Below are 21,137 nucleotides of genomic sequence, written 5' to 3' on the forward strand. Positions count from 1 at the left end.
CTATGCTTGAATGCCGAGGCGCCCCGCCACCTTCGGACCTACTTTCCCGGTCTGCGGGTGGACGAGACCTGTCGTGGTGTGTCTGCTCGGTCGGTTGCCTTGGGCTCCTTTCCCTCCTGACCGCGTGATTGGTTGTGTTTTTTCTTGTTTTCCGCCTGGGCGGAAGTCTTTGTGTCACCTGCCTGGCGCAGATAGTTGACCAGGGCGTCCTTGATGACGATCAGAGCGGCGATGACGAGGGCCAGCAGCCACACTCCCAGCAGGCCGACGCCCAGGGAGGTCCCGATCATTCGCAGGGAGGAGGCTATGGGCACGCCCACTCCTGTCAGTCGCTGACGGCCCAGGGCCCCGTTGGAAATCTGGAAAAGCAGGGCAAGGCCGAGCAGAGTGACCAGCCAGGTCAGGGCCATGGACAGGGTTGCCATCAGGAAGCAAACTGCCGTATCTCGGGATTTCAGCCCTGCCTGGCGCACGGCAGCGTGAATTCTGACCCCCCAGGGCCCGGTCAGCAAGAGAATGCCGGCAACCACGCCGGCCAGCAGCGGAAGGTTGAGCAGGAGCAGACGAACCTCCTGCCGGGAAACCGGCTCCGGGAAAAGCCCAAAGAGGGGCAGCGAGGGCAGACTGGACGCGTGGCCCGACCAGAGGGTGAAGGTCGCCAGACTGCCGATGTTGAAACCGTTCCCGAAGAGCCATGAGGCGGCCCATATGATCAGGTTGGGCAACCAGGCCAGGGACGCCAGGCTGGTTGCCACGGCCGAGGCGGTGCCCATACGTGTCAGTTTGAACAGGCGGCCCACGTCTGTGTGATAGAGGGCAATCCAGACAATAAGGGCAATCAGGCCGGCGGCGAGCATGGCAGCCAGGAGGATCATGCCCGCCGTGAGACCGAGCCGAACGGTCCTGCGGACCTGAACAGGCACGGCCTCTTTGATTCGTTTGGCAAAAGCCTGGCGGAAAGGTTCAGAACGAATCCAGGCCCAGCCGTAGCCCAACAGAAAGACCAGGCTGGTCCGCAGAAGAATGACCGGGGTGGTATCGACCTGGATAATCTGGCTACCCTGCATGAGGATGATGTTGCACAGCACCCAGACGACCAGGCCCGCGATGCAGCCGCCGACTGACATGCCCATGCGGCCTACCAGAGTGCGGATCACCCATATCAGCAGACCTGTCAGCAGCAGGGGGATGATGGTCAGGGTCAGGGCCCCGGCCGTGAACCCGCAGCCCTGGGTGAGCAGGGTGATGGTTTCCGTCAGGGCCACAGTGGCCATGGACAGGGAAGGCCCGCCCTCCTCAATGGAAATGATGAGCAGGAGCAGGGCCATGCAGGCACCGAGGGCGACGGTGTAGATAAGCATGGCTAGGAAGGCCTCTAGGGCCCCTCTGAGCCATGCTTTCACCCTGTCGGTCATATGATGGCATGCTCCCGCAGCAGGTTGCGGGTCAGCCGGGCGGTCTCGCCGGGTGTGGTGCCCACCTTGATGCCGACGGACTCTAGCACTTCCTTCTTGTCGGCGGCCGTGCCCTTGCCGCCCGAGATGATGGCCCCGGCGTGGCCCATCTGCTTGCCCTCCGGGGCGGTGAAGCCGGCGATATAGGCCACGATGGGCTTAGTCATGTGGGTGGAGGCCCAGTGGGCGGCCTCCTGTTCGGCAGAGCCGCCGATTTCGCCGATCATGACGCAGGCCTTGGTCTCAGGATCGCGGTTGAAAGCCTGCAGGGCCTCCAGCATGGTGGTGCCGACGATGGGGTCGCCGCCGATGCCCAGGCAGGCGGTGAAGCCGATGGAGGACAACTCCCCCATGAGCTGATAGGTCAGGGTGCCGGACTTGGAGACCAGGCCGAGCGGGCCTCGACCGGCGATGCCCTGCGGGATGATGCCCAGGTCCACGCCAACGCCGTTGGGCCGGTCGGACATGGTCATCAGTCCCGGGCAGTTGGGGCCGACGATGCGGCAGCCGTGTTCCTTGGCCAGGGCCACGCAGTATGCGGTATCGGCCACGGGAATACCCTCTGTGATGACCACGATCAGGGTGATGCCGGCTTCTATGGCCTCGACCATGGCATCCTTAGCGAACCTGGGCGGGACAAAGACCACAGAGGTGCGGGCTCCGGTCGCCTGGCGGGCGGTTGCGCAGTCGGCGTATACGGGCACATGACGGGTCTGGCCGTCCGGACCGTCGAAGTCGACCGTCATTCCGGCCTTGCGGGCGTTGACTCCAGCCACGATGTTGGTGCCTGCCGCCATCATGCGGGCCGTGTGGACCATGCCCTGGTGACCGGTCATGCCCTGGACAATGACGGGGGCGCCGTCTTCAACGAAGAGGGTCATCGTCCCGTCTCCTTTCCTACCTGAGCGGCCAGGGCCACGGCCTGGTCCGCCGCCTCCTCCATGGTGCGGGCCACCTTGAGCCGAGGCTGTTGGGCCTTGGCCAGCAGGTCCAGTCCCTCGGCAGCCTCATTGCCGTCGAAGCGGACCACGATGGGCCGGTCGTCGTTCTGGTCTTGCTCGCCCGTAGCATTCACGGCTGCCAGGATGCCCTGTGCCACCTGCTGGCAGGAGGTGATGCCCCCATAGACATTGACCATGACCGAACGGACCTTGGGGTCGGAGAGGACCACGTCCAGGCTGGTGCGCATGACCTCGGGCGAGGCGCCACCGCCGATGTCAAGGAAGTTGGCCGGTCCTATATGGACGCCCTGGCGCTGTCCTGACCCGGCCACCGCATCCAAGGAGCTCATGACCAGTCCCGCGCCATTGCCGATGACGCCCACCTGACCGTCCAGATGGACGTAGTGCAGGCCTGCGGCCTTGGCCTTGGCTTCCAGTGGGTCAACCTGAGCCGGGTCCGTGAAGCGCTTCCAGCCGTCGTGCCGGAAGGCTGCGTTCCCGTCCAGGGAGATCTTGGCATCGAGGGCGTCCAGGTGCTTGGTGGCCTCGTCGTCCGGGTCGCCCACCTTGGCCAGGGGGTTGATTTCGACCAGGGTTGCATCGCTGTCCTGGAAGGTGTGCCACATGCCCAGAAGAATCTGCGCAGCCTGCTCCAGATCGGCATGGTAGAAGCCGATGCGCTCGGCCATGGTGCGGGCGGCTTGTCTGTCGAAATCCTCCAGTGGGCCGATATGCAGGCGCCGGACCGATTCGGGATGCTCGCGGGCGATGGTCTCAACCTCGGTGCCACCGCTGGCCGTGGCCAGGACATCGTAGTCCCGGGAGGTGCGGTCCACTGAGATGGACAGGTAGTACTCGTGCAGGATGTTGCGGGCTTCGGTGACCAGAATCCCGCTGACCGGATGACCGTCGATGTTCATGGGCAGGATAGCCTCGGCCAAGGCCACAGCCTGCTCGTGATTCTCGGCCCGCTTGACGGCTCCCGCCTGCCCCCTATGACCGATGGTGGCCTGACCCTTGATCATGCAGGGGTAGCCGATGACATCGGCCGCCTGGCCGGCCTCTTCTGCCGTTGAGGCATAGATGGCCCTGGGCTGGGAGATGCCATGTTCAGCGAGCAGTTGCCTGGCCTGATATTCGTACAAATCCATGATGGAAGTCCCCCAATTGTGCTCAGGCGGGCATGTTCATCAGGCAGGTGACCGGATAGGCACCCAGGGCCTTGCGGCCGTCCAGACCGTTGAGCTCCATGACGAAGCTGAAACCAGCCACCTGGCCTCCGGCCTGCTCCACCAGACGTGCAGCCGCCTGGGCGGAACCGCCGGTGGCGATCAGATCGTCCACTATCAGGACTCGCTGGCCTGGTTTTAGGCAGCCCTGCTCGATTTCGATGCGGGCGTTGCCGTATTCGAGGGCGTATTCCTGGCTGTAGGTGGGGTCAGGGAGCTTTCCGGCCTTGCGCATGGGCAGGAAGCCCTTGCCCAGATCGCTGGCAAGCTGGGGACCGATCAGAAAGCCGCGTGCCTCAAGGCCGGCTACCAGGTCGAAATCCTCTGGCTTCACGGGCAGGGTGCGCTTCATGGCGTCGAGGATGATGGCCAATCCCCTGGGATCCGACATGGCCGGGATGAAGTCCCTGAAAAGGATCCCCTGTTTGGGAAAGTCCGGAATGGTACGGATCAATGAGATCAGATAAGCGGCGTCGTCATCGCCCACCTGCTTAAGTTCTCCAACCTTGATATCGTCCGATTGAGCCATGATCTTCTTTCTGTCTTGCTCCTAGGAAGTGGTTGCCGGGGCCATCATACGCGCGCTGCGTTTCCGTTCAGAATCAGCCTGACGGAAGGTGTGGCGCGCGCATGAGTTTCAGGACTTGGCGGAAGTCAAATCTGAAGCCTTGGATTCTTTGGATTCATCGGAATCCTTGGACGCATCCGAATCGGCGGCATCATCGGATTTCTCCGTAGTCTCTGCCTTTTTTGATTCGTCTTCAGGCTCCGGTTCGGAATCCGACTTGGATTCGGCCTCATCCTTGCGCTCTGAAGCGGCAAAGTTCTGTGTGGCGGTATCGTCGGCGTTGTCATCGTCTTCAGCGGCGGTGACCTCGGCGGGAGCATCCGCGTCCTCGGGCAGGGGGTTGCCGTTTTCGTCAACCTCGTCGTCGTGGATGTAGGCGGGTACGATGGGGGGCTTGGTGATGGCCTGGATACGCCAGCGGGACAGCGAACCCTCGGAGTCAATGACCACCTGCTCCTTCTCCAGGTCCACGGAGACGATCTTGCCCAGAAGACCTTGGGTGGTGGCCACCTCGTCACCGGGCTGCAGGGACTGGCGGAAGTCCCGTATGGCTTCCTGCTGTTGCTTGCTCTTGCGGGAGCTTCCCCACATCATGGCGATCATCAGGGCGATGATGACGATCATGAAAATCATGGATCCCATGGTTGTTTCCACTCCTTGTTTCGACGGGTATCAAACGGCGATATACATTGCTGCGAAGACCCCAGTCTAGAACAGCTTCATGACATCCTCGGGCGGTTTGCGGCCCAAGTGCTCCCAGGCCCTGGAGGTGGCTACACGCCCTTTGGGTGTGCGTACCAGGAAGCCCTCGCGCACCAAGTAGGGTTCACAGACCGTCTCGACGGTTTCGGCCTCCTCGCCTACCATGGCGGCCAGGTTGTTCAGGCCCACGGGACCGCCGTCGAAACTGTTGACGATGGCCTTGAGAACGGCCAGATCGAGGCGGTCCAGCCCCTCGGAGTCAATCTGGTAGAGGGCCAGGGCCTGCTTGACGTCATCAGGGCCGACCTCGGGAAGATCGTGGACTATGGCCCAGTCGCGCACACGGCGCAACAAGCGGTTGGCGATCCTGGGCGTGCCGCGGGAGCGCAGGGCCAGCTGATGGGCGGCGTCATCCCGCAGGACGATGCCCAGGACCTTGGCCGACCGCTCGACCAGCTTCTCCAGCTCGTCCTGCGGGTAGAAGTCCAGATGGGCGGTGAAGCCAAAACGGGCGCGCAGGGGCGATGGCAGCATGCCCTCGCGGGTGGTGGCGCCGATGACCGTGAACCTGGGCAGGGTCAGCGGAATGGAGGAGGCTCCTGGGCCCTTGCCCACCATGACATCCACCCGGAAATCCTCCATGGCGATGTAGAGCAGCTCCTCGGCGGCCCTGGGCAGGCGGTGGATCTCGTCTATGAAGAGCACCTCGCCGGCCTCCAGGGAGCTGAGGATGGAGGCGAGGTCGCCAGCGTGCTGAACAGCCGGCCCTGAGGTGACACGGATGGGCACCTCCAGCTCGTGGGCAACGATCATGGCCAGGGTGGTCTTGCCCAGGCCTGGAGGACCTGCCAGAAGGATGTGATCCGGAGCCACATCCCGCTTTTTGGCGGCCTTCAGGAAGAGCCCCAGCTGTGCCTTGAGCCTGGGCTGGCCAATGAACCCGTCCAGAGTTTCAGGACGCAGCTCCTCGTCGCTGACCGGCTCGCCTTCGATTGGTCTGGCCGAGACCATCCGCAGGGATTCCTTCTGGGCCTCGCCGTTCTGGGAGTCGATGTACCCCGTAGACATCTGCTTGTTGGCCATGGGTCAGCGCCCCCTGTCCAGCCGGGTCAGAGCCTGCTTGAGCACCTTGGGAATGTCGGCCGACTGCAGGGGCAGGGTGTAGTCGCCCTCGCTGCAGGTCTGCTCCACGGCCTGCTCGGCATCACGCTGCAGCCAACCCAGGGAGATCAGTCCCTCAACCACCTGGTGGGCGCCATCGTCGGTCTGGGCGGGTCCCTGCTTGCCTGTGCCGGCATCCAGATCCAACTTGCCGGAGAGTTCGAGGATGATCTTCTGAGCGCCCTTCTTTCCCAGGCCCGGCGCACGGGACAGGGCCGCAGCATCGCCGTCGGCCACGGCCTGGGCCAGCTGGTCCGAGTTCAGGGTGGCGAGGATGGACAGGGCCACGCGCGGTCCGATGCCGCTGACCTTCTGCAGCTGGGCGAAGAGGGATTTGGACGTGCGGCTGAGGAATCCGTAGAGGGTCAGCGCGTCCTGGGTCAGGGACAGGGCGGTGTAGACAGTGACCGTGGATTCGGCCCGCATGGAAGCCAAGTCCGATTGGGGCATGCGCACCTCGAAACCCACCCCTGAAACATCGATGATGGCAGAGCCTGTTTCGATGGCGGCCACCCGCCCGGTCAGCATTGCCAGCACTTGATCACCCCTCGATGAAATCGAACGTCTGTTCGAATCAGCTTACATGTCTCGCTGGACTCCCCGGTGCCTGCCGTACTTTGCAGAGGCTTCGGCCCACTGACGCTGGGCCTGGGTCAGATGCTCCTCGCGTTCCCCGCCCTGGATGGCTCCAGCAGGCCTTAAGGCATGGCAAATCGCCTGGGCCAGAGCATCGGCGGCATCAGCGGGCTTGGGCAGTTGGTTGAGCCCTAGGATGCGGGCCACCATCCGCTGCACCTGGATTTTGTCAGCCTGCCCGTTGCCGGTCACGGCCATCTTGGCCTCGGTGGGGGTGTGCAGGGCCACGGGAATCCCCCGCTGCGCCGCCCCCAGCATGGCCAGCCCCGCAGCCTGGGCGGTTCCCAGCACGGTGTTGTGGTTGGACTGGGCGAAGACCCGCTCGATGGATACCACGTCGGGGCTGAAACGGTCCAGGGCGGCCGTCAGCCCCTGGTAGATGGCCAGCAGGCGCAGGTCCTGGCTCTGTTCGGGGTCCGAACGCACGACGTCCACATGAACAAAGGAAAGCCGGCGCGATGCACCGGCTTCAATAACGCCAACGCCGCATCGGGTGAGCCCCGGATCGACGCCGAGAACGATCATGAGGTCACTCGTCGTCCAATTGGGCCATAACCTCGTCGGGGGCGGTCCAGTTGCTGTAGATCTCCTGCACGTCGTCCAGGTCGTCCAGGTTGTCGATCAGCTTGGAGACCTTGCGGGCGGAGTCCAGGTCCAGGGTGACCTCGCTCTTGGGGTTGAGGACCAGATCGGCGGAGTCGTAGTCCATGCCGGCATCCTGCAGGGCCTTACGGACTGTGACCATGTCACCGGGGGCAGTCAGCACGGTGTAGCTGTCGCCGTTGTCTTGCACGTCCTCGGCACCGGCCTCGGCGGCCTTCTCGAAGACCGTATCGTAGTCCAGGCCCTCCGAGGGGACGATGATCTGGCCCTTGCGTTCGAAGTTGAAGCTGACCGACCCGTTCTGGGCCAGGGAGCCACCGCCCTTGGTCAGGGTGGAACGGACCTCGGCGGCCGCACGGTTGCGGTTATCGGTCAGGCACTCGATGATGATGCCCACGCCGGCAGGAGCGTAGCCCTCGTAGACTATGCTCTCATAGTTGGCCGCTCCGGCCTCCTCGCCCGAGCCGCGCTTGACGGCCCTGGTGATGTTGTCCGCGGGCACGGAGGACTTCTTGGCCTTGACGATGGCGTCGTAGAGGGTGGGGTTGCCGTCGGGGTCACCGCCGCCGGTGCGGGCAGCGATCTCGATGTTCTTGATCAGCTTGGCGAAGAGCTTGCCACGCTTGGCGTCGATGGCTGCTTTCTTGTGCTTGGTGGTCGCCCACTTCGAATGCCCTGACATATGTCTCCTGACGGTACGAATACGTAAACGAATGGAATTCTAGTTCCGCTCTTTGACAATTTTACGGGTTTTCAGGCCCTTCCGTGAGGGCTTCATCGTAAGGAGAACCAGCCTTCCGGCCCACCAGTCTGCCCAACAAGCCACGGCGATGATCGGGCCGGGCTGCCAGGGCCCGGGCATAGACATCCAGAACCTGGTCGGTGACCCGCTCCCAGTCATAGTCGCTGGCCCGACGCATTCCGCACGAGGCCAGGTTCAGGCGGGCAGATCGGTCATCAAGCAGGTCCAGAACCACCCGGGCGCAGTCCTGGGGGTTTCCGGTGGCGAACAGACGCGCACTGCGCCCGTTCTGGGAGACATCCTTAAAGGCTGGCAGGTCCGAAGCCACCACCGGGCATCCTGCCGCCATGGCCTCGACCAGCACGATGCCAAAGCTCTCCCCCCCGGTCTGCGGGGCCACATACAGATTCAGGCTGTGGTAGAAGGAGGCCTTGTCCTCGTCGCTGATCCGACCCAGGAAGGTGAAGTGCCGGGCCAATCCGGGATCGAAGGCCTCGAGTATCTTCCGAGCCTCCCCCTGGCCGTCTCCCGCACACAGGAAGCGGGCTCCGGGCACGCGCTGCAGAATGGCAGGTGCGGCCTGGGCCAGAATCTTGAACCCCTTGCGCTCCTCCTTCATCCGTCCCAGGAATCCGATGGTGGGTTCCCGCTCGCACCCTTGCCATTCCGGGCGTGGCCGGGCATTGCGCAGGGCACTGGTCTCGATGCCGTTGGGGATGATCTGGCTGGGTATGCCCGGCTCCAGCAGGTTCTTGGCGTTCTGCATGGCTGAGGGGCTGACGAAGATGGCCTGGCTTATGTTGGCCAGGTATCGGCGCAGGTAGCGCCTGGTCAGCCTCAGGGCCAGCGGGGTCGAATCGAAGGCCGCATGGAAGGTGGCCACATAGGGGCAGGGAATGAATCCGGGCCTCAAGGGCTTGTGGCTCAGGGATGGCACCTCGGGCTCGTGCAGGTGCAGAATGTCGAAGTGGCCCTGCCTGACCCACTGCCGGGTCTTGTGGCCGGCCACGCCGAAGTAGCTCAGGTTGGCCACGGATCCGTTGTAGGGAATGGAGAAGGAGGAACCGGTGGTCTGCACCCAGAGCGGCATGTCCTGTGTGCGTCGGCCCGGGGCCAGGACCTGCACCTGGTGGCCACGGTCCATAAGATGCCTGGCGAAGTCGCGGATGTGCAGTTGGACGCCGCCCGGGGTCTCGAAGGAATAGGGTGAGATGATCCCCACCCGCAGAGGCGCCTTGATGGCGGCCCGCTCTGTCTGCTCAGGCCTTTGCTCGGGTGCCTTCATGCCCGTCACCTCCCTTGTTCTTGGATGCCTGGGCCAGGATGAAGTCCGGCAGGTCGTGCATCCGGGAAAGATCCAGATCCTCGAGGAAAATCGGCTGGAGCATGTGCCAGTCCTCGGGATGCTCGCGAATACCCTGGGCCCACTGGTCCACCCAGGCCTGGGTCAGGTCGTTGATGGCCTGCTCCCGGGGCATATCCAGGTAGGGTTCGATGGCGATGGGCCCGTCCACCTGGCAAACATAGCCGTAGGGGGTCTTGGCCTGCCGGCGGCGCTCCCTCGTCAACCTTTCCCTGTGCATGTTCACGGTATAGAGGGGCAGACGGGCATCCAGGGCGATGACGGCAGGACCTGCGGCCACGCGAATCCAGGAGTCGAAGGCCTTGACGAAGACCCCTCGGCGGCTCAGATCGCGGTCGGCCAGCAGGGGCACCACCTGATTGGGCTCTCGCAGCAGGGTTGTCAGACGGCCGGTGATGTCAGGCTCGCCGGTCAGCAGGATGTTCATGCCCAGGCGGCGACGGATGTCCGCAAAGGTGTTGAGCATCCCCTGGTCCCGCAGTCGCTCAGCCACCGTGGTGACCTGACCGACCGTGGAGCAGGCCCAGAAGCCTGCGTAGTCCCAGTTGCCCTGGTGGCCCATGCCGATGGGCAGGGAGCGCAGGCTGATGTCGGTCTTGGCCGGAGCCGGGTAGGCGTTGCCGCCACCGTGTATGCGTGCCAGCAGCTGCTCCTTGGTTCGGGCCCCTACGGTCAGAGCCTCGACGAAGTAGACGAAGTAGGAGCGCATGCCCTGGCGTGAGATGTGCCGCAGACTACGACGGTCGACCTCTGGCATGACATGGGCCAGGTTGCGCTCCAGCTGTCTGACGCCGCCTATCCGGAAGAGCCAGCAGAGGTCGGCTGCCGCCAGAAAGAGGCCGCGCAGCAGCCTCTCGGGCACCAGACGCGCGTGCTGCGCCAGAAAGATGAGCAGTCGATCCGGCATAGGCTCACTCGTGGTTGGGGTTGGCAGGCTGCGGGTTGCGGCTCATGTCCTTGGCGACGTGACTGATCCGCTGCCAGACAGTGACGACGCCCAGCAGGGCCAGCAATACCAGGAAGCAGCTGAGCACGGCCAGGGGCAGCCCGGCCCCGGTCAGGGCCATGCCCACCAGGATGATGACCAGCCGGTCGGACCTGGTGGCAATGCCGTTCTTGGCCTCGAAGCCCTCCGCCTCGGCCCGGGCCCGGGCGTAGGAGGTGACGAAGGAGGTCATGATGGCGAAGAGTGCGGCAGCCATGCCCACCTGGGCCCAGATGTCGGGTCCCTGGTGGCTGCCATCTGCCACCCAGGCCAGCTCGTGGCGGCGCAGGTAGATGATGACCCCGGTCAGGACGGCCCAGTCGGCAATCCGGTCAAGGGTGGAGTCCAGGAAGCCCCCGAACTGGGTGCCACCGCCGGTCAGCGCGGCCACGGAACCATCCAGGGAGTCGAAGGCCACCAGGATGGCCAGGACGATGGCCCCGGGCAGGAGCCAGCCGGTGAACCCGGTCAGGATGGCAACCAGTGTGGTGCCTACGGCTCCGCTGATGGTGACACCGTTGGCGCTCACGCCCAGACGAACCAGGCCGCGGGCGATGGGGGCGATGATGCGCTTCCAGGGGCGCCGTAGATGCTCGAACATTGGTCAGTCCTGACTGCAGGAGGTGTTTGCTCGGAAGTCGTCTGCCGAGTTGATCTGGGCGCGGACCTTGATGGCCTCGTTGATCCAGGCGCGGGCCTGCTCCATGGGTACGCCGTTGAGCTGGCTGCCGTCCCGGAAGCGGAAGGAGACCGCGTTCTTGGAGACATCCTCCTCGCCGGCGATCAGGATGAAGGGGGCCTTGGACTTGGCCGCGTTGCGGATCTTCTTGCCGAAGCGGTCGTCGGAGCGGTCGATCTCGCAGCGGACCATGTCGTCGCGCAGCAGATCAAGCAGGTGCTCCAGGTGGGGGGCAAACTCGTCGGCCACGGGCACGGCCTGCACCTGGACCGGGGCCAGCCAGGCCGGGAAGGCGCCGGCGTAGTGCTCCAGCAGGATGGCGAAGAAGCGTTCGATGGAGCCGAAGAGGGCCCGGTGGATCATGACCGGCCGCTGGTGGGAGCCGTCGGCGGCGATGTACTCCAGCTGGAAGCGCTCGGGCAGGTTGAAGTCCAGCTGAATGGTGGAGACCTGCCAGGTGCGTCCGATGGCGTCGCGTGCCTGGACGGAGATCTTGGGCCCATAGAAGGCGGCGCCCTCGGGGTCGTCGACCAGTTCCAGCCCGGAGTCCTTGGCCACCTCGGCCAGGGTGTTGGTGGCCTCCTCCCAGACCTCGTCGGAGCCGACGAACTTGTTGGGATCCTTGGTGGACAGCTCCAGGTAGAAGTCGTTGAGGCCGAAGTCCTTCAACACCTTGAGCACGAACTGGAGCAGGTTGGTCAGCTCCCCCTTCATCTGGTCCCTGGTGCAGTAGATGTGGGAGTCGTCCTGGGTCAGGCCGCGCACGCGGGTCAGGCCGTGGACCTCGCCGGACTTCTCGTAGCGGTAGACGGTGCCGAACTCGAACAGCCGCAGGGGCAGCTCCTTGTAGGAGCGCTGGCGGGACTTGAAGATCAGGTTGTGCATGGGGCAGTTCATGGGCTTCAGGTAGTAGTCGAAGCCCTGGCGGGTGACCTTGCCGTTGGCGTCCTTCTCCTCGTCCAGGTGCATGGGCGGGTACATGCCGTCCTTGTACCACTGCAGATGGCCCGAGATCTCGTAGAGGTGGCCCTTGGTGATGTGCGGGGTCTGCACGAAGGAGTAGCCGTTGCGCCGGTGCATTTCACGTGAGTAGTCCTCCATGGCGTTGATGACGGCCGCGCCCTTGGGGTGGAAGACGGGCAGACCGGGCCCGATCTCGTCCGGGAAGGAGAAGAGGTCCATCTCGGCGCCCAGCTTGCGGTGGTCGCGGCGGGCGGCCTCCTCCAGACGGGCGGTGTAGGCCTTCATGTCGTCCTTGTTGGCCCAGGCGGTGCCGTAGATGCGCTGGAGCATGGGGTTCTTCTCGTCCCCGCGCCAGTAGGCGGCGGCCGTGCGCATGAGCTTGAAGCTGCGGATGTAGCGGGTGTTGGGCAGGTGGGGGCCCCGGCAGAGGTCCTTCCAGACCGTGTTGCCCTCGCGGTCCAGGTTGTCATACATGGTCAGCTCGCCGCCGGTGGCCACCTCGGTGGCCTCCTCGCTGTTGATTTCGGCCTCCTTGGCTCCGATCAGCTCCAGCTTGTAGGGCTGGTCGGCCTCCTCCTTGCGGGCCTCCTCTTCGGTGACCACGCGCCGGCGGAAGCTTTGGGAGGACTTGATGATCCGCTTCATCCGCTGTTCGATCTGCTTGAGGTCGTCGGGGGTGAAGGGCTTGTCCACATCGAAGTCGTAGTAGAAGCCGTCCTTGATGACCGGGCCGATGCCCAGCTTGGCGTCCGGGCGGATCTCCTGGACGGCCTGGGCCATGACGTGGGTGGCCGAGTGCCGCATGATGGCCAGTCCCTGGTCGCTCTCCAGGGTGATGGGCTCGACCTTGTCGCCCTCGTGCAGGGGTGTGTAGAGGTCGCGTGGCTGCCCGTTGAGGTCGACGGCGATGATGTCCTTGTCGTCAGCAAAAAGCTGGACGCCAGTCTGATCCGCCGCCACCTCCTTCCGTTCACCCTTGACGATGATGGAGATGCTCGACTGTGTCATGAATGCCGTCCTTGCTATCGGAGCCCGCGTTACAGGGTGCAGGCTGGACATGGTTATCGAGCCACAGCCTAGGTCGTCACTCAGACAAGGAGGGGCCTTTGTTGCCCATGGAGCGCAGATAATCCTCGGCTTCCCGGACCAGCTCTTCGGCGGCCGGCTCGTCCACCTGGGCCTGGTCGACGTCCATCTCCAGACGGTGGACGTAGTTGGCCAGGTCGTCGTTGCAGCGCAGCAGCATTCCGGCCTGGGCCTTCCACTCGGCGGCCTTGCGGGGCAGCTCCCCCTCGTCAAGGTGGACGCCGAGCATGGCCGAGAGCCTTTGCAGCAGCTGCAGGGTGCCCTGGGCGCACTCGTCGCTGCCCAGGTACTGGGGAACGGAGACCCAGATGGACTCGGTGCTGTAGCCGTCCTGGGTGGCCAGGGCGTCCAGAACGGTGGGGATGCCTATGGGGCCGGAATGGCCGTCGGTGTCGGTCTTGGGCTGGTCGCCGGCCAGGTCGTCGATGGGCAGGGGCCTGGTGTGGGGGCAGTCGGCGAACATGGCGCCCAGGGTGATGATGGCCTCGGCCTCATCGTCTTCGGCCCAGTGGATGCTGCGCCGGCAGAAGTCGCTCCAGTGGTAGTTGGGCTCCGGGCCCATCTCCAGCAGGAGGGTGTGGGTGTCATCAATCCGCACCCGGTAGATCTTGGCGGAGGGCCAGATGATCCGCCGCCTGCCCTGCACATGGCAGAGCATGGGCCGTGACATCTGGTAGTCGTAGAACCCGTCGCCCGGAATGCTGCCGATCTCGTGGGACTCGTAGACGTTCAACAGGTGGCGGATGACGTTGGTCGAGGCTGAGCACGCATCGTTCCAGCCATCGAAGGCGGCCACCATGGTGCAGTGCTGCCTGGCTTCTTCACTCATACCTCTCACACTACCGGGAGGAAGCCTTGTATTTCGCGGCTTTGCCATCAGCGGAGGGTGGCTCTATGACGCGGCGACACGCGCTTTTTGCCAAGTGCGGAGGTCTACGCTACAGTAGTGCAACGTGCTTCGGCAGTCACCACCACGGTGAAAGTTGAAAGTGCGGGCATAGCTTAGTTGGTAAAGCGCGACCTTGCCAAGGTCGAGACCGCGGGTCCGAGTCCCGTTGCCCGCTCGAGGTTTCGAGCAGTTTAACCAATACGGTGGGTTAGCCAAGCGGTTAGGCAGCGGCCTGCAAAGCCGTATAGACGAGTTCGACTCTCGTACCCACCTCTCTCTCGAAACGAGAATGACCCGGGCGGTTGGCGCAGAGGTAGCGCACTTCCCTGACACGGAAGGGGTCACTGGTTCGAATCCAGTATCGCCCACGAGGATCACTTCGGTGGTCTTTCCCAATCCGGGCGATTGGCGCAGCGGCTAGCGCACTTCGTTCACACCGAAGGGGTCGCAGGTTCGATTCCTGCATCGCCCACCTGGATTTTCCCCTCTCCCCTATCTTTCATCCGGTAACAGTTCTCAGTCAACAACCGGCAGTTTATAAACCTTCTGAATTGTCAGTGATCGAATCCCCGATGATCCCTGGCTAATGATTCCTTCAGCGGAAATTCAGGTAATAAATTATTGTTAGCAGACGAGCTGAGATTTAGTTTTCAGGCTCGCTTTAGGCAGCCGACTGCGCTGAATTATGCACAAACCGCCCTGCAATGCCGGTTGTTGCGGCAGATAGCGAACGGAGTGTTGAGCATGTCCGGGACCTTGTGATAATTTGCTCTTAGCAACAGGTCGGGGGACCTGCCAGAAACGGGAGTACCTGATGCATCCTTGAAGAGGTGATAGCATGAAGAAAGGCCTAGGCCAATGAGGGCACGTAACTAGCCTGGCTGAATCTGCAATGCACCACAGCTTGAGGAAACTGTGGTCTCCCTGTTTTATCTATGCAATTACTTGCGTGGTCTGTTTGCGTGGCCACGTTCCGGTTGTCGCCAATGGCGGCGGCCGCGCTGTAAAGCTCCTCCGGCGGCACAGAAATATACCCCCCTCTCCTGCCGCCGGAGGTCTTACTTTTCAGGCCCTATTTGAGGGCCTGCAGGTACCGGTAGAGGGTGGGAATCGATATCTTGAGCTCGGGGGCGACGATGCCCACCGCGCCCTTGATGAGGAAGATGCCCCGGTCCTTGATGTTGCGGATGATGTCCAGCCTGTCCTGCTTGGTCAGCTTGTCCATGGGGATGTTGAACTGGCGGACCTCGTCCCTGGTGATCCTGCGGATGTTCTCCGCGGGCTCTTCGCTCACGTGGCGGCGCGAGGTCTCGGTGGAGATCTGCACATCGTTGGAGTCGATCGAGGACAGGGTCTGCAGCACATGCGCCGCCTGCTGCAGCTCGGTGATGTTGATGCTGATGCAGAGCAGGCCAATGACGGTCTGCTCCTGGTTGCGGATCAGGTAGGAGGAGACGCGGAACTCATGCTTGTTCAGGCGGCGCCCACGGTAGTCGGAGACGAAGTCGGCCCCGTCCTGGTCGGCCCGTATGGCCAGCTGGAACGTCTGGTCCGTAACCCCGTCGCCCAGGGAGCGTCCGGAGAGCTGCCCGTTGCGGATGAAGACGATGGAATTTTCCGGGCGGGTGATGTCATGCACAACAATCTCGGCCATGGGACCGAAGGAATCGGCTATGAATTCTGCCAGGGGAAATACCTCTTCAAGGTTGTCTACTGTGAAATGCATGGCTGATCCTCAACATCCTAACAGGGCGGCTTGTAGCCACCGGTTGGTGCTGCGGGAAGCGAAAGGTATTGGATGGCGTGATATGGTTCATCACCTCCATACCAGCCAATCGGCCTCCTCTAATCCCGTATATTAGACCTTCTTTTGCGCACTTCAGTTCTTTGGATACGGCCTATTGAGACCGCAGGAGTGCTGAAGTGCCGAAGGGATTTTCATGGTAACGCAAGAAGGCGGCTGAATCTTGCTTTTCGCCAACCCGGCCAGTCGTAACGGACTCGGTGTCGTGGCGGAGCTGCTTGACACGAATCCTGCAGGCCAGAAAGAGGGCGGAAACCTGGTAATCGTGGAAAACTGAGTGATTCAGAAGCCGAGCATCATTGCCTGTAGCGTGTCTATGACAAAGTACAGGAATAATGTGAACCTGGTCATATTATTCGGGATCGGCTGGATTTGAAAGCGACTTTGCCATAGATGTTGAACGGGCTGATACGATACATGCCTATATGAGAAAACGGTAGCCGGGCTGGCTGTGGGTTTCTGCCAGTGGCCAGCCTGGCCGCTGTTTCCTCCTCTCCGAGGTATGGCGGGGGCGTGCATGCCTGCCCTTGGCTTCTTTCTGCAGAAGTGTGGTGGGGGCGCGAGAGGAAGTGTCAGCTTTCTTGGGGCTGAGCCTTCAGGGACACTTTTCCTCCCAGCTCCCCCTATGTGGCCGGGGGCGGGGGATTGATACGCCGCCCGGCCGCTCTTACTCGTGCGAAGCGTGAAGCAGCTGGTGCTGTTCTCTTCGGTGGTGGCGTGAGGCCAGGACCCCGCCCATGCCGGTCATGCCGGTGGCCAGGGCGAGCAGGATGCCCTCCCCTCCGGCATTGGGGAGCACGCCAGCGGGCAGGTACGTGTATCGGAGGGAGGTGTCCGGCGTTTGGGGTGTACCGCCCAGCGTGTAGTCCACGCTGACCGTGACCATGCCCGGCTGATGTGCGGGTGTGAGCATGCTGACGCTGCCGTCATCACCGCTTTTCAGGTTCGTGCCGGGGCTGGTGTCGAATCTGACCCCGGTTATCACCGGCGGCAGGTTGAACACCACCGGCACTGGAACAGGACTCCGGGCTTTGTTGTTATTTGAGCCTGTAGGGATGCTGTTGTTGCCGAGCTGGCCATAGCCGTTGTCTCCCCAGGCGTAGGCGTTGCCGTCACTGCCCAAGGCCAGCGAATGATATTGCCCGGTGCTGACCAGTACGGCTTTCAGTCCCTTGCTTGTGTCAGTGGGGCTGGCGGAATCAGACACAAGCACAGGAACAGTCGAATCCTTGCTGCTGTTGTTACCGAGCTGGCCCTCGCTGTTGTATCCCCAGGCGTAGACGTTGCCGTCGCTGCCCAAGGCCAGCGAATGCCAGAATCCGCCTGTGACATTTACAGCTTTCAGCCCTTTGTCCGCATCATTGGGGCTGGCGGGGTTGCGCACGCGCACAGGATTAGGATTCGGGCTAAAGAGTCCGCCTATGCTGTTGTTTCCGAGCTGGCCACGGTAGTTGTTTCCCCAGGCGTAGGCGTATCCGTCGCTGCCAACGGCTAGCGAATGCTGGTATCCGGCACCGATCTGTGCATAGGTAAAATCCGTGGGCGTGCCTGCAGGCTTCTTGACCATGACCGGCGTAGCTCGGTCGGTGCTCGTCCCGTCGCCGAGCTGGCCAAAGTTGTTTAATCCCCAGGCGTAGGCGTTGCCGTCGCTGCCCAGAGCCAGCGAATGAAAGGCTCCGGTACGGATCTGCACGTAGGTAAAATCCGTGGGCGTGCCTGCAGGCTTCTTGACCATGACCGGCGTAGCTCGGTCGGTGCTCGTCCCGTCGCCGAGCTGGCCATACCTGTTGTCTCCCCAGGCGTAGGCGTTCCCGTCGCTGTCCAGAGCCAGCGAATGACGGTATCCGGCGCTGACCTGCACGTAGGTGAAATCCGTGGGCGTGCCTGCAGGCTTCTTGACCATGACCGGCGTAGCTCGGTCGGTGCTCGTCCCGTCGCCGAGTTGGCCATATTCGTTCCATCCCCATGCGTAGGCGTTACCGTCGCTGCCCACGGCCAGGGAATGCCGGGTTCCGGCGCTGACCTGCACGTAGGTGAAATCCGCAGGCAGGTCCGGATACGTCTTGCGATCAGGCTGCTTCACCATAACCGGCGTAGACCGGGCGTTTTCGGAGGTTGTCCCGTCTCCGAGCTCACCCTCTTTGTTACCTCCCCAGGCGTAGGCGTTGCCGTCGCTGCCCACGGCCAAAGAAAAACCAAAGTCTGTAGTCGGGACGAATGATGATGCGCTGACCTGGCTGAATCTGATGCCTCGCCTGGCGCTGTCAGGCGGGGTGATGGTCGTGGATTCGCCGCCCAGTTGACTGCCCTTGTCGGGACTGATGCTCCACGTGCTGTTCCGGCTTTTCGGCGTCCACTTAGCGGTCAGGGTCAGGTTTTTGTCGACGGGCTTGCTGAAATCATAGGCAATCTGCCCGATGAACCATCCGTCGAACAGGTAGCCTTGGCGCGCCGGGTCGGGGGAGGGCCTCTTCACCCTGCCGTTCGGTGCAGGGAAATGCTGGTCTGCTGGTTCGGGGTTCCCTCCACCCGTGTCGAAGTGGACCGTGAGCGTGGATCGTGGTTCGACGTCTCGTGTCAGCGGCTGGTCGACCGTGTACTTCAGGCTCCTGGTGAAGGGCTGGTCGTCCTGCCTGCCGGTGATGAGGATGGCGGCTGGTCCCGGCTTGCGGGCGGGTATATTTGTCTGCCAGGAGTCGTTGTTCCTGGTGAGTTTGAGCAGCTGGCCGTCCATGCTGGCTGTTTCCAGGCTGGGCACCTGAGTTGTGTCGAGTCTGGCTGGCTTGCCGGGCTGTCCCTGCTCGTCCAAGCTCCACGCGAACATGTTGCCTTGCCGGTCGATGGCGGTGATCCTGCTGCCGATGCTGGCGGCCTGCATGTACTGCTGGTTCCCGTCGTCCGCCCGGATGGGTGTTTCACCGGGCTTCCAAGCCCAGATGCGGCCTTTGGAATCAACCAAAGCTGCTTGTGTTGTATTGACGCTTATTGCTGTCACGGCAGAATGGTCGGGCAAGAACAGCGATTCTGCCTGGCTTTGTCCATTGTCTAGATAGCTGGTCTGTCCTGTCGAGTCCAGCAGCACGAAGCCATAATCCATGGCTGATACCTGAACAATGCGGTTGGCAAGCTTGATTGGTTGGATCTGTTTAGCATCAGTAGCCGCCGGCTTCCAAGTCCAGACCTGGCCCTTGTTATCCAAGGCGAGCAGGCGGTCCGCATTGCCAGTCACCTTGACTGCCAATGCCTGTCTGGGCAAACTTATGGCCTTTCCTGTTGACTCACCCATACTGGTCCAAACATGGACTTTACCGTTTTGGCCCACAGCTATGAGGTGGTCAGCAGCTATGGCAATGCTGGCGTACGTTGTGGAGTCTGAGCCGAGCAAGGCTGGCGTATCCCCGCTCTTATTCCAGGTGTAGATGCGGTGGTCTTGGCTCAAGGCCGCGTAGCTATCACCAACGACTCCAGCTATGAATCGCATGTCCTCGGACGCATTTGGAGGTGGTGGCACCTGAACAGGCATTTTAGCGTTCGGTGTCCAGGTGAATAGGCGGCCATCGCCGGTCACGCCGATTAGCTTATCGTCATGGGCTTCCAATGCACTGAACGATGGTGAGTACGCACGCGGGGGTGTGATGGTGATGCTGGTGCCGCCGGAAGCCGGACCATGGTCGGGGCTGAGCGCCCAATCAGTCACCGGAGTCCACTTGGCCTTCAAGGTGATGTCCCTGGTGATCGAAGTGCGGAAATCCATCATTGCGTCATGCTCGGACCAGCCGTTGAAACGGTAGCCGTCACGCTTCGGATTATCGGCAGGCGGCGACACCAAAGCACCGTCCTGCACAGTTACACGTTCCGCTTTGCTTCCATTAGCAGGTTCGAACACCACAGTATGAGGATCAGCAGCAGACTGGGTCCCAGCAAATGAATAAGAGCTGGATGGCGAGATTCCCAGGGGTTCGGAAGAACCTGCTGGGGTTTGAACAGGTGAGGAGGAAACAGATGAAGTTGTCAGTGGCGAGGGGGAAGGCAGGCTAGAAGGTTGTAAATCGCTCAGGGAACCGTTATCTGCCTGAGCGGTATAGCGACCCCCCCCCCCCGTTGACATCTGAGCCGGAGGCGAAGACGGTGCCGGTGGCCATGCCGGTCAGCAGCAGGGGAATCAGCACCAATGCTGACATGAGCGACCGCAGGCCAAACCCATGCGTACGAGAATCGGCAGACGTCGACGACGAAACCACGGCAAACCTCCCCAAAGGATTCAAAACGCTTCACCGACCAGTCCCCCGCGAACATGGGCAGCGCATGAGCAAATCCTATCACGGGGCCATGTGAGCGTCGAATCCCCCGGCAATTCACCCAGGCTCAGCTGGCCGCCACACCACCTACTGCGGGCAGGGCGCCGACCATGAGCATGATGGCCACGAAGATGGCCAGGCCGATCCGGTAGATGACGAATCCCCGGTAGGAGAAGCGAGAGACGATCTTCAAAAAGGCGATGATGACGATGTACCCCAGCAGGAAGCTGACCACGGTGGCACAGATGGTGGCCCCCCAGCCAGGGAAGGCGGCGTCCGCGTTGATGTTCTTCAAGGACTTGACCGTCTCGAGTATGCCGGCACCGAAGACGGCGGGGATGGCCATGAGGAAGCTGACCCGGGTGGCGGACTCGCGGGTGTAGCCCATGGCGCGGCCGAAGGTCATGGTGCCGCCCGAGCGGGATACGCCGGGGATCAGGGCCAGCATCTGCCCGATGCCGAAGAGCAGGGCGTCCCGGGCGCTCATCTGGCGGATCTCCTTGTTCTGGCGGCCGTGGCGGTCGAAGTAGTCCAGCAGCAGGCCGAAGACGATCAGCACCACCACGGTGATCCAGAGGTTGCGCAGCTTGGTCTCGATTATCTTCTGAAAGAGCAGGCCCGCCACCACGATGGGCAGAGTTCCCAGAATGATGTACCAGCCCAGGGCCGCATCATGGTCCTTGGAACCCATCCGCTCACGCCAGGAGGAGCCGTCCTTGCCGGCCAGGCAGCGGAACCAGTGGGTCAGTATGCGGGCAATGTCATGCCGGAAGTAGAGCAGGACCGCCAGCTCGGTGCCGAATTGGATGATGGCTGTGAAGGCCGCGCCCGGGTCCTGGCCCAGCAGGCCGCCCACGATGCGGATATGGGCGCTGGATGAGACGGGGAAATACTCCGTCAGGGCCTGCACCAGGCCGAACAGAATGGCTTCGAAGAAATTCATGGACCCCTCTTGCTATGTCGGACAACAATGGCAAGCATAGCCACCGCGCAGGGCAGGCAGAGCCAAGGGCCGGGCATGTCTCGCAGAATGC

Annotated in this window: 17 protein-coding genes and 4 tRNA genes; 4 read left to right on the plus strand and 17 right to left on the minus strand. The window is 62.6% G+C overall.

The window, feature by feature from the left end; genetic code table 11:
• Window positions 1–38: 38 nt before the first annotated feature.
• The 14 genes from ACNAOV_RS04050 to ACNAOV_RS04115 all read right to left on the minus strand — a co-directional run bounded on the left by ACNAOV_RS04050 (window position 39) and on the right by ACNAOV_RS04115 (window position 13,941).
• Complete coding sequence (locus ACNAOV_RS04050; RefSeq protein ID WP_416518056.1) at window positions 39–1,415, minus strand: DUF6350 family protein; 1,377 nt, start codon at window positions 1,413–1,415, stop codon at window positions 39–41.
• A complete protein-coding gene (gene sucD / locus ACNAOV_RS04055; RefSeq protein ID WP_416518057.1) occupies window positions 1,412–2,335 on the minus strand; it encodes a succinate--CoA ligase subunit alpha in 924 nt (307 codons plus the stop codon). Before sucD ends, ACNAOV_RS04050 begins: the two co-directional genes overlap by 4 nt.
• A complete protein-coding gene (sucC, locus tag ACNAOV_RS04060; RefSeq protein WP_416518058.1) occupies window positions 2,332–3,546 on the minus strand; it encodes an ADP-forming succinate--CoA ligase subunit beta in 1,215 nt (404 codons plus the stop codon). The genes sucD and sucC overlap by 4 nt, the downstream gene beginning before the upstream one ends.
• Before the next feature lie 22 nt (window positions 3,547–3,568).
• Window positions 3,569–4,153, minus strand: coding sequence for an adenine phosphoribosyltransferase (locus ACNAOV_RS04065; RefSeq protein ID WP_416518059.1), 585 nt, complete (start codon window positions 4,151–4,153; stop codon window positions 3,569–3,571).
• A gap of 108 nt (window positions 4,154–4,261) precedes the next feature.
• On the minus strand, window positions 4,262–4,834 hold the full coding sequence (locus ACNAOV_RS04070) for a preprotein translocase subunit YajC (RefSeq protein WP_416518060.1): 573 nt from the start codon (window positions 4,832–4,834) through the stop codon (window positions 4,262–4,264).
• A gap of 66 nt (window positions 4,835–4,900) precedes the next feature.
• Window positions 4,901–5,977: a Holliday junction branch migration DNA helicase RuvB gene (gene ruvB / locus ACNAOV_RS04075; RefSeq protein WP_416518061.1), complete on the minus strand. Its 1,077-nt coding sequence runs from the start codon at window positions 5,975–5,977 to the stop codon at window positions 4,901–4,903.
• Between the two features lie 3 nt (window positions 5,978–5,980).
• On the minus strand, window positions 5,981–6,592 hold the full coding sequence (gene ruvA, locus ACNAOV_RS04080; RefSeq protein ID WP_416518062.1) for a Holliday junction branch migration protein RuvA: 612 nt from the start codon (window positions 6,590–6,592) through the stop codon (window positions 5,981–5,983).
• Between the two features lie 42 nt (window positions 6,593–6,634).
• Window positions 6,635–7,216, minus strand: coding sequence for a crossover junction endodeoxyribonuclease RuvC (ruvC, locus tag ACNAOV_RS04085; protein WP_198184167.1), 582 nt, complete (start codon window positions 7,214–7,216; stop codon window positions 6,635–6,637).
• A 4-nt stretch (window positions 7,217–7,220) separates the two neighbouring features.
• A complete protein-coding gene (locus ACNAOV_RS04090; RefSeq protein ID WP_029678838.1) occupies window positions 7,221–7,976 on the minus strand; it encodes a YebC/PmpR family DNA-binding transcriptional regulator in 756 nt (251 codons plus the stop codon).
• Between the two features lie 61 nt (window positions 7,977–8,037).
• Window positions 8,038–9,321, minus strand: a complete 1,284-nt coding sequence (locus ACNAOV_RS04095; protein WP_416518063.1) for a glycosyltransferase family 4 protein — start codon at window positions 9,319–9,321, stop codon at window positions 8,038–8,040.
• The gene (locus ACNAOV_RS04100; protein ID WP_416518064.1) at window positions 9,296–10,306 is read right to left on the minus strand and encodes a phosphatidylinositol mannoside acyltransferase; all 1,011 of its coding nucleotides are present in this window, start codon (window positions 10,304–10,306) and stop codon (window positions 9,296–9,298) included. The genes ACNAOV_RS04095 and ACNAOV_RS04100 overlap by 26 nt, the downstream gene beginning before the upstream one ends.
• Before the next feature lie 4 nt (window positions 10,307–10,310).
• Window positions 10,311–10,985, minus strand: coding sequence for a phosphatidylinositol phosphate synthase (gene pgsA / locus ACNAOV_RS04105; RefSeq protein WP_029678833.1), 675 nt, complete (start codon window positions 10,983–10,985; stop codon window positions 10,311–10,313).
• A 3-nt stretch (window positions 10,986–10,988) separates the two neighbouring features.
• Window positions 10,989–13,034, minus strand: a complete 2,046-nt coding sequence (gene thrS / locus ACNAOV_RS04110; protein ID WP_416518065.1) for a threonine--tRNA ligase — start codon at window positions 13,032–13,034, stop codon at window positions 10,989–10,991.
• Between the two features lie 76 nt (window positions 13,035–13,110).
• A complete protein-coding gene (locus tag ACNAOV_RS04115; RefSeq protein ID WP_045924425.1) occupies window positions 13,111–13,941 on the minus strand; it encodes a PAC2 family protein in 831 nt (276 codons plus the stop codon).
• Between the two features lie 162 nt (window positions 13,942–14,103).
• On the opposite strand from ACNAOV_RS04115, the gene ACNAOV_RS04120 reads away from it, so the two are divergent.
• The 4 genes from ACNAOV_RS04120 to ACNAOV_RS04135 all read left to right on the plus strand — a co-directional run bounded on the left by ACNAOV_RS04120 (window position 14,104) and on the right by ACNAOV_RS04135 (window position 14,473).
• Window positions 14,104–14,176 (plus strand) — tRNA-Gly (locus tag ACNAOV_RS04120).
• 27 nt (window positions 14,177–14,203) lie between these two features.
• Window positions 14,204–14,274, plus strand: a tRNA-Cys gene (locus tag ACNAOV_RS04125).
• 23 nt (window positions 14,275–14,297) lie between these two features.
• Window positions 14,298–14,369 (plus strand) — tRNA-Val (locus ACNAOV_RS04130).
• Between the two features lie 31 nt (window positions 14,370–14,400).
• Window positions 14,401–14,473 (plus strand) — tRNA-Val (locus ACNAOV_RS04135).
• A 600-nt stretch (window positions 14,474–15,073) separates the two neighbouring features.
• Here ACNAOV_RS04135 and ACNAOV_RS04140 read toward each other — a convergent pair.
• From ACNAOV_RS04140 to ACNAOV_RS04150, 3 genes are all read right to left on the minus strand, one after another.
• Window positions 15,074–15,727: a helix-turn-helix transcriptional regulator gene (locus ACNAOV_RS04140; RefSeq protein WP_416518066.1), complete on the minus strand. Its 654-nt coding sequence runs from the start codon at window positions 15,725–15,727 to the stop codon at window positions 15,074–15,076.
• A gap of 745 nt (window positions 15,728–16,472) precedes the next feature.
• Window positions 16,473–19,694 (minus strand): InlB B-repeat-containing protein, encoded by a 3,222-nt coding sequence (locus tag ACNAOV_RS04145; protein WP_416518067.1) that lies wholly within the window; start codon window positions 19,692–19,694, stop codon window positions 16,473–16,475.
• A 476-nt stretch (window positions 19,695–20,170) separates the two neighbouring features.
• Window positions 20,171–21,046, minus strand: coding sequence for an undecaprenyl-diphosphate phosphatase (locus ACNAOV_RS04150; RefSeq protein WP_416518068.1), 876 nt, complete (start codon window positions 21,044–21,046; stop codon window positions 20,171–20,173).
• Between the last annotated feature and the right edge of the window lie 91 nt (window positions 21,047–21,137).

Source organism: Bifidobacterium asteroides, from assembly GCF_048001765.1.
GTDB lineage: Bacteria > Actinomycetota > Actinomycetes > Actinomycetales > Bifidobacteriaceae > Bombiscardovia > Bombiscardovia asteroides_K.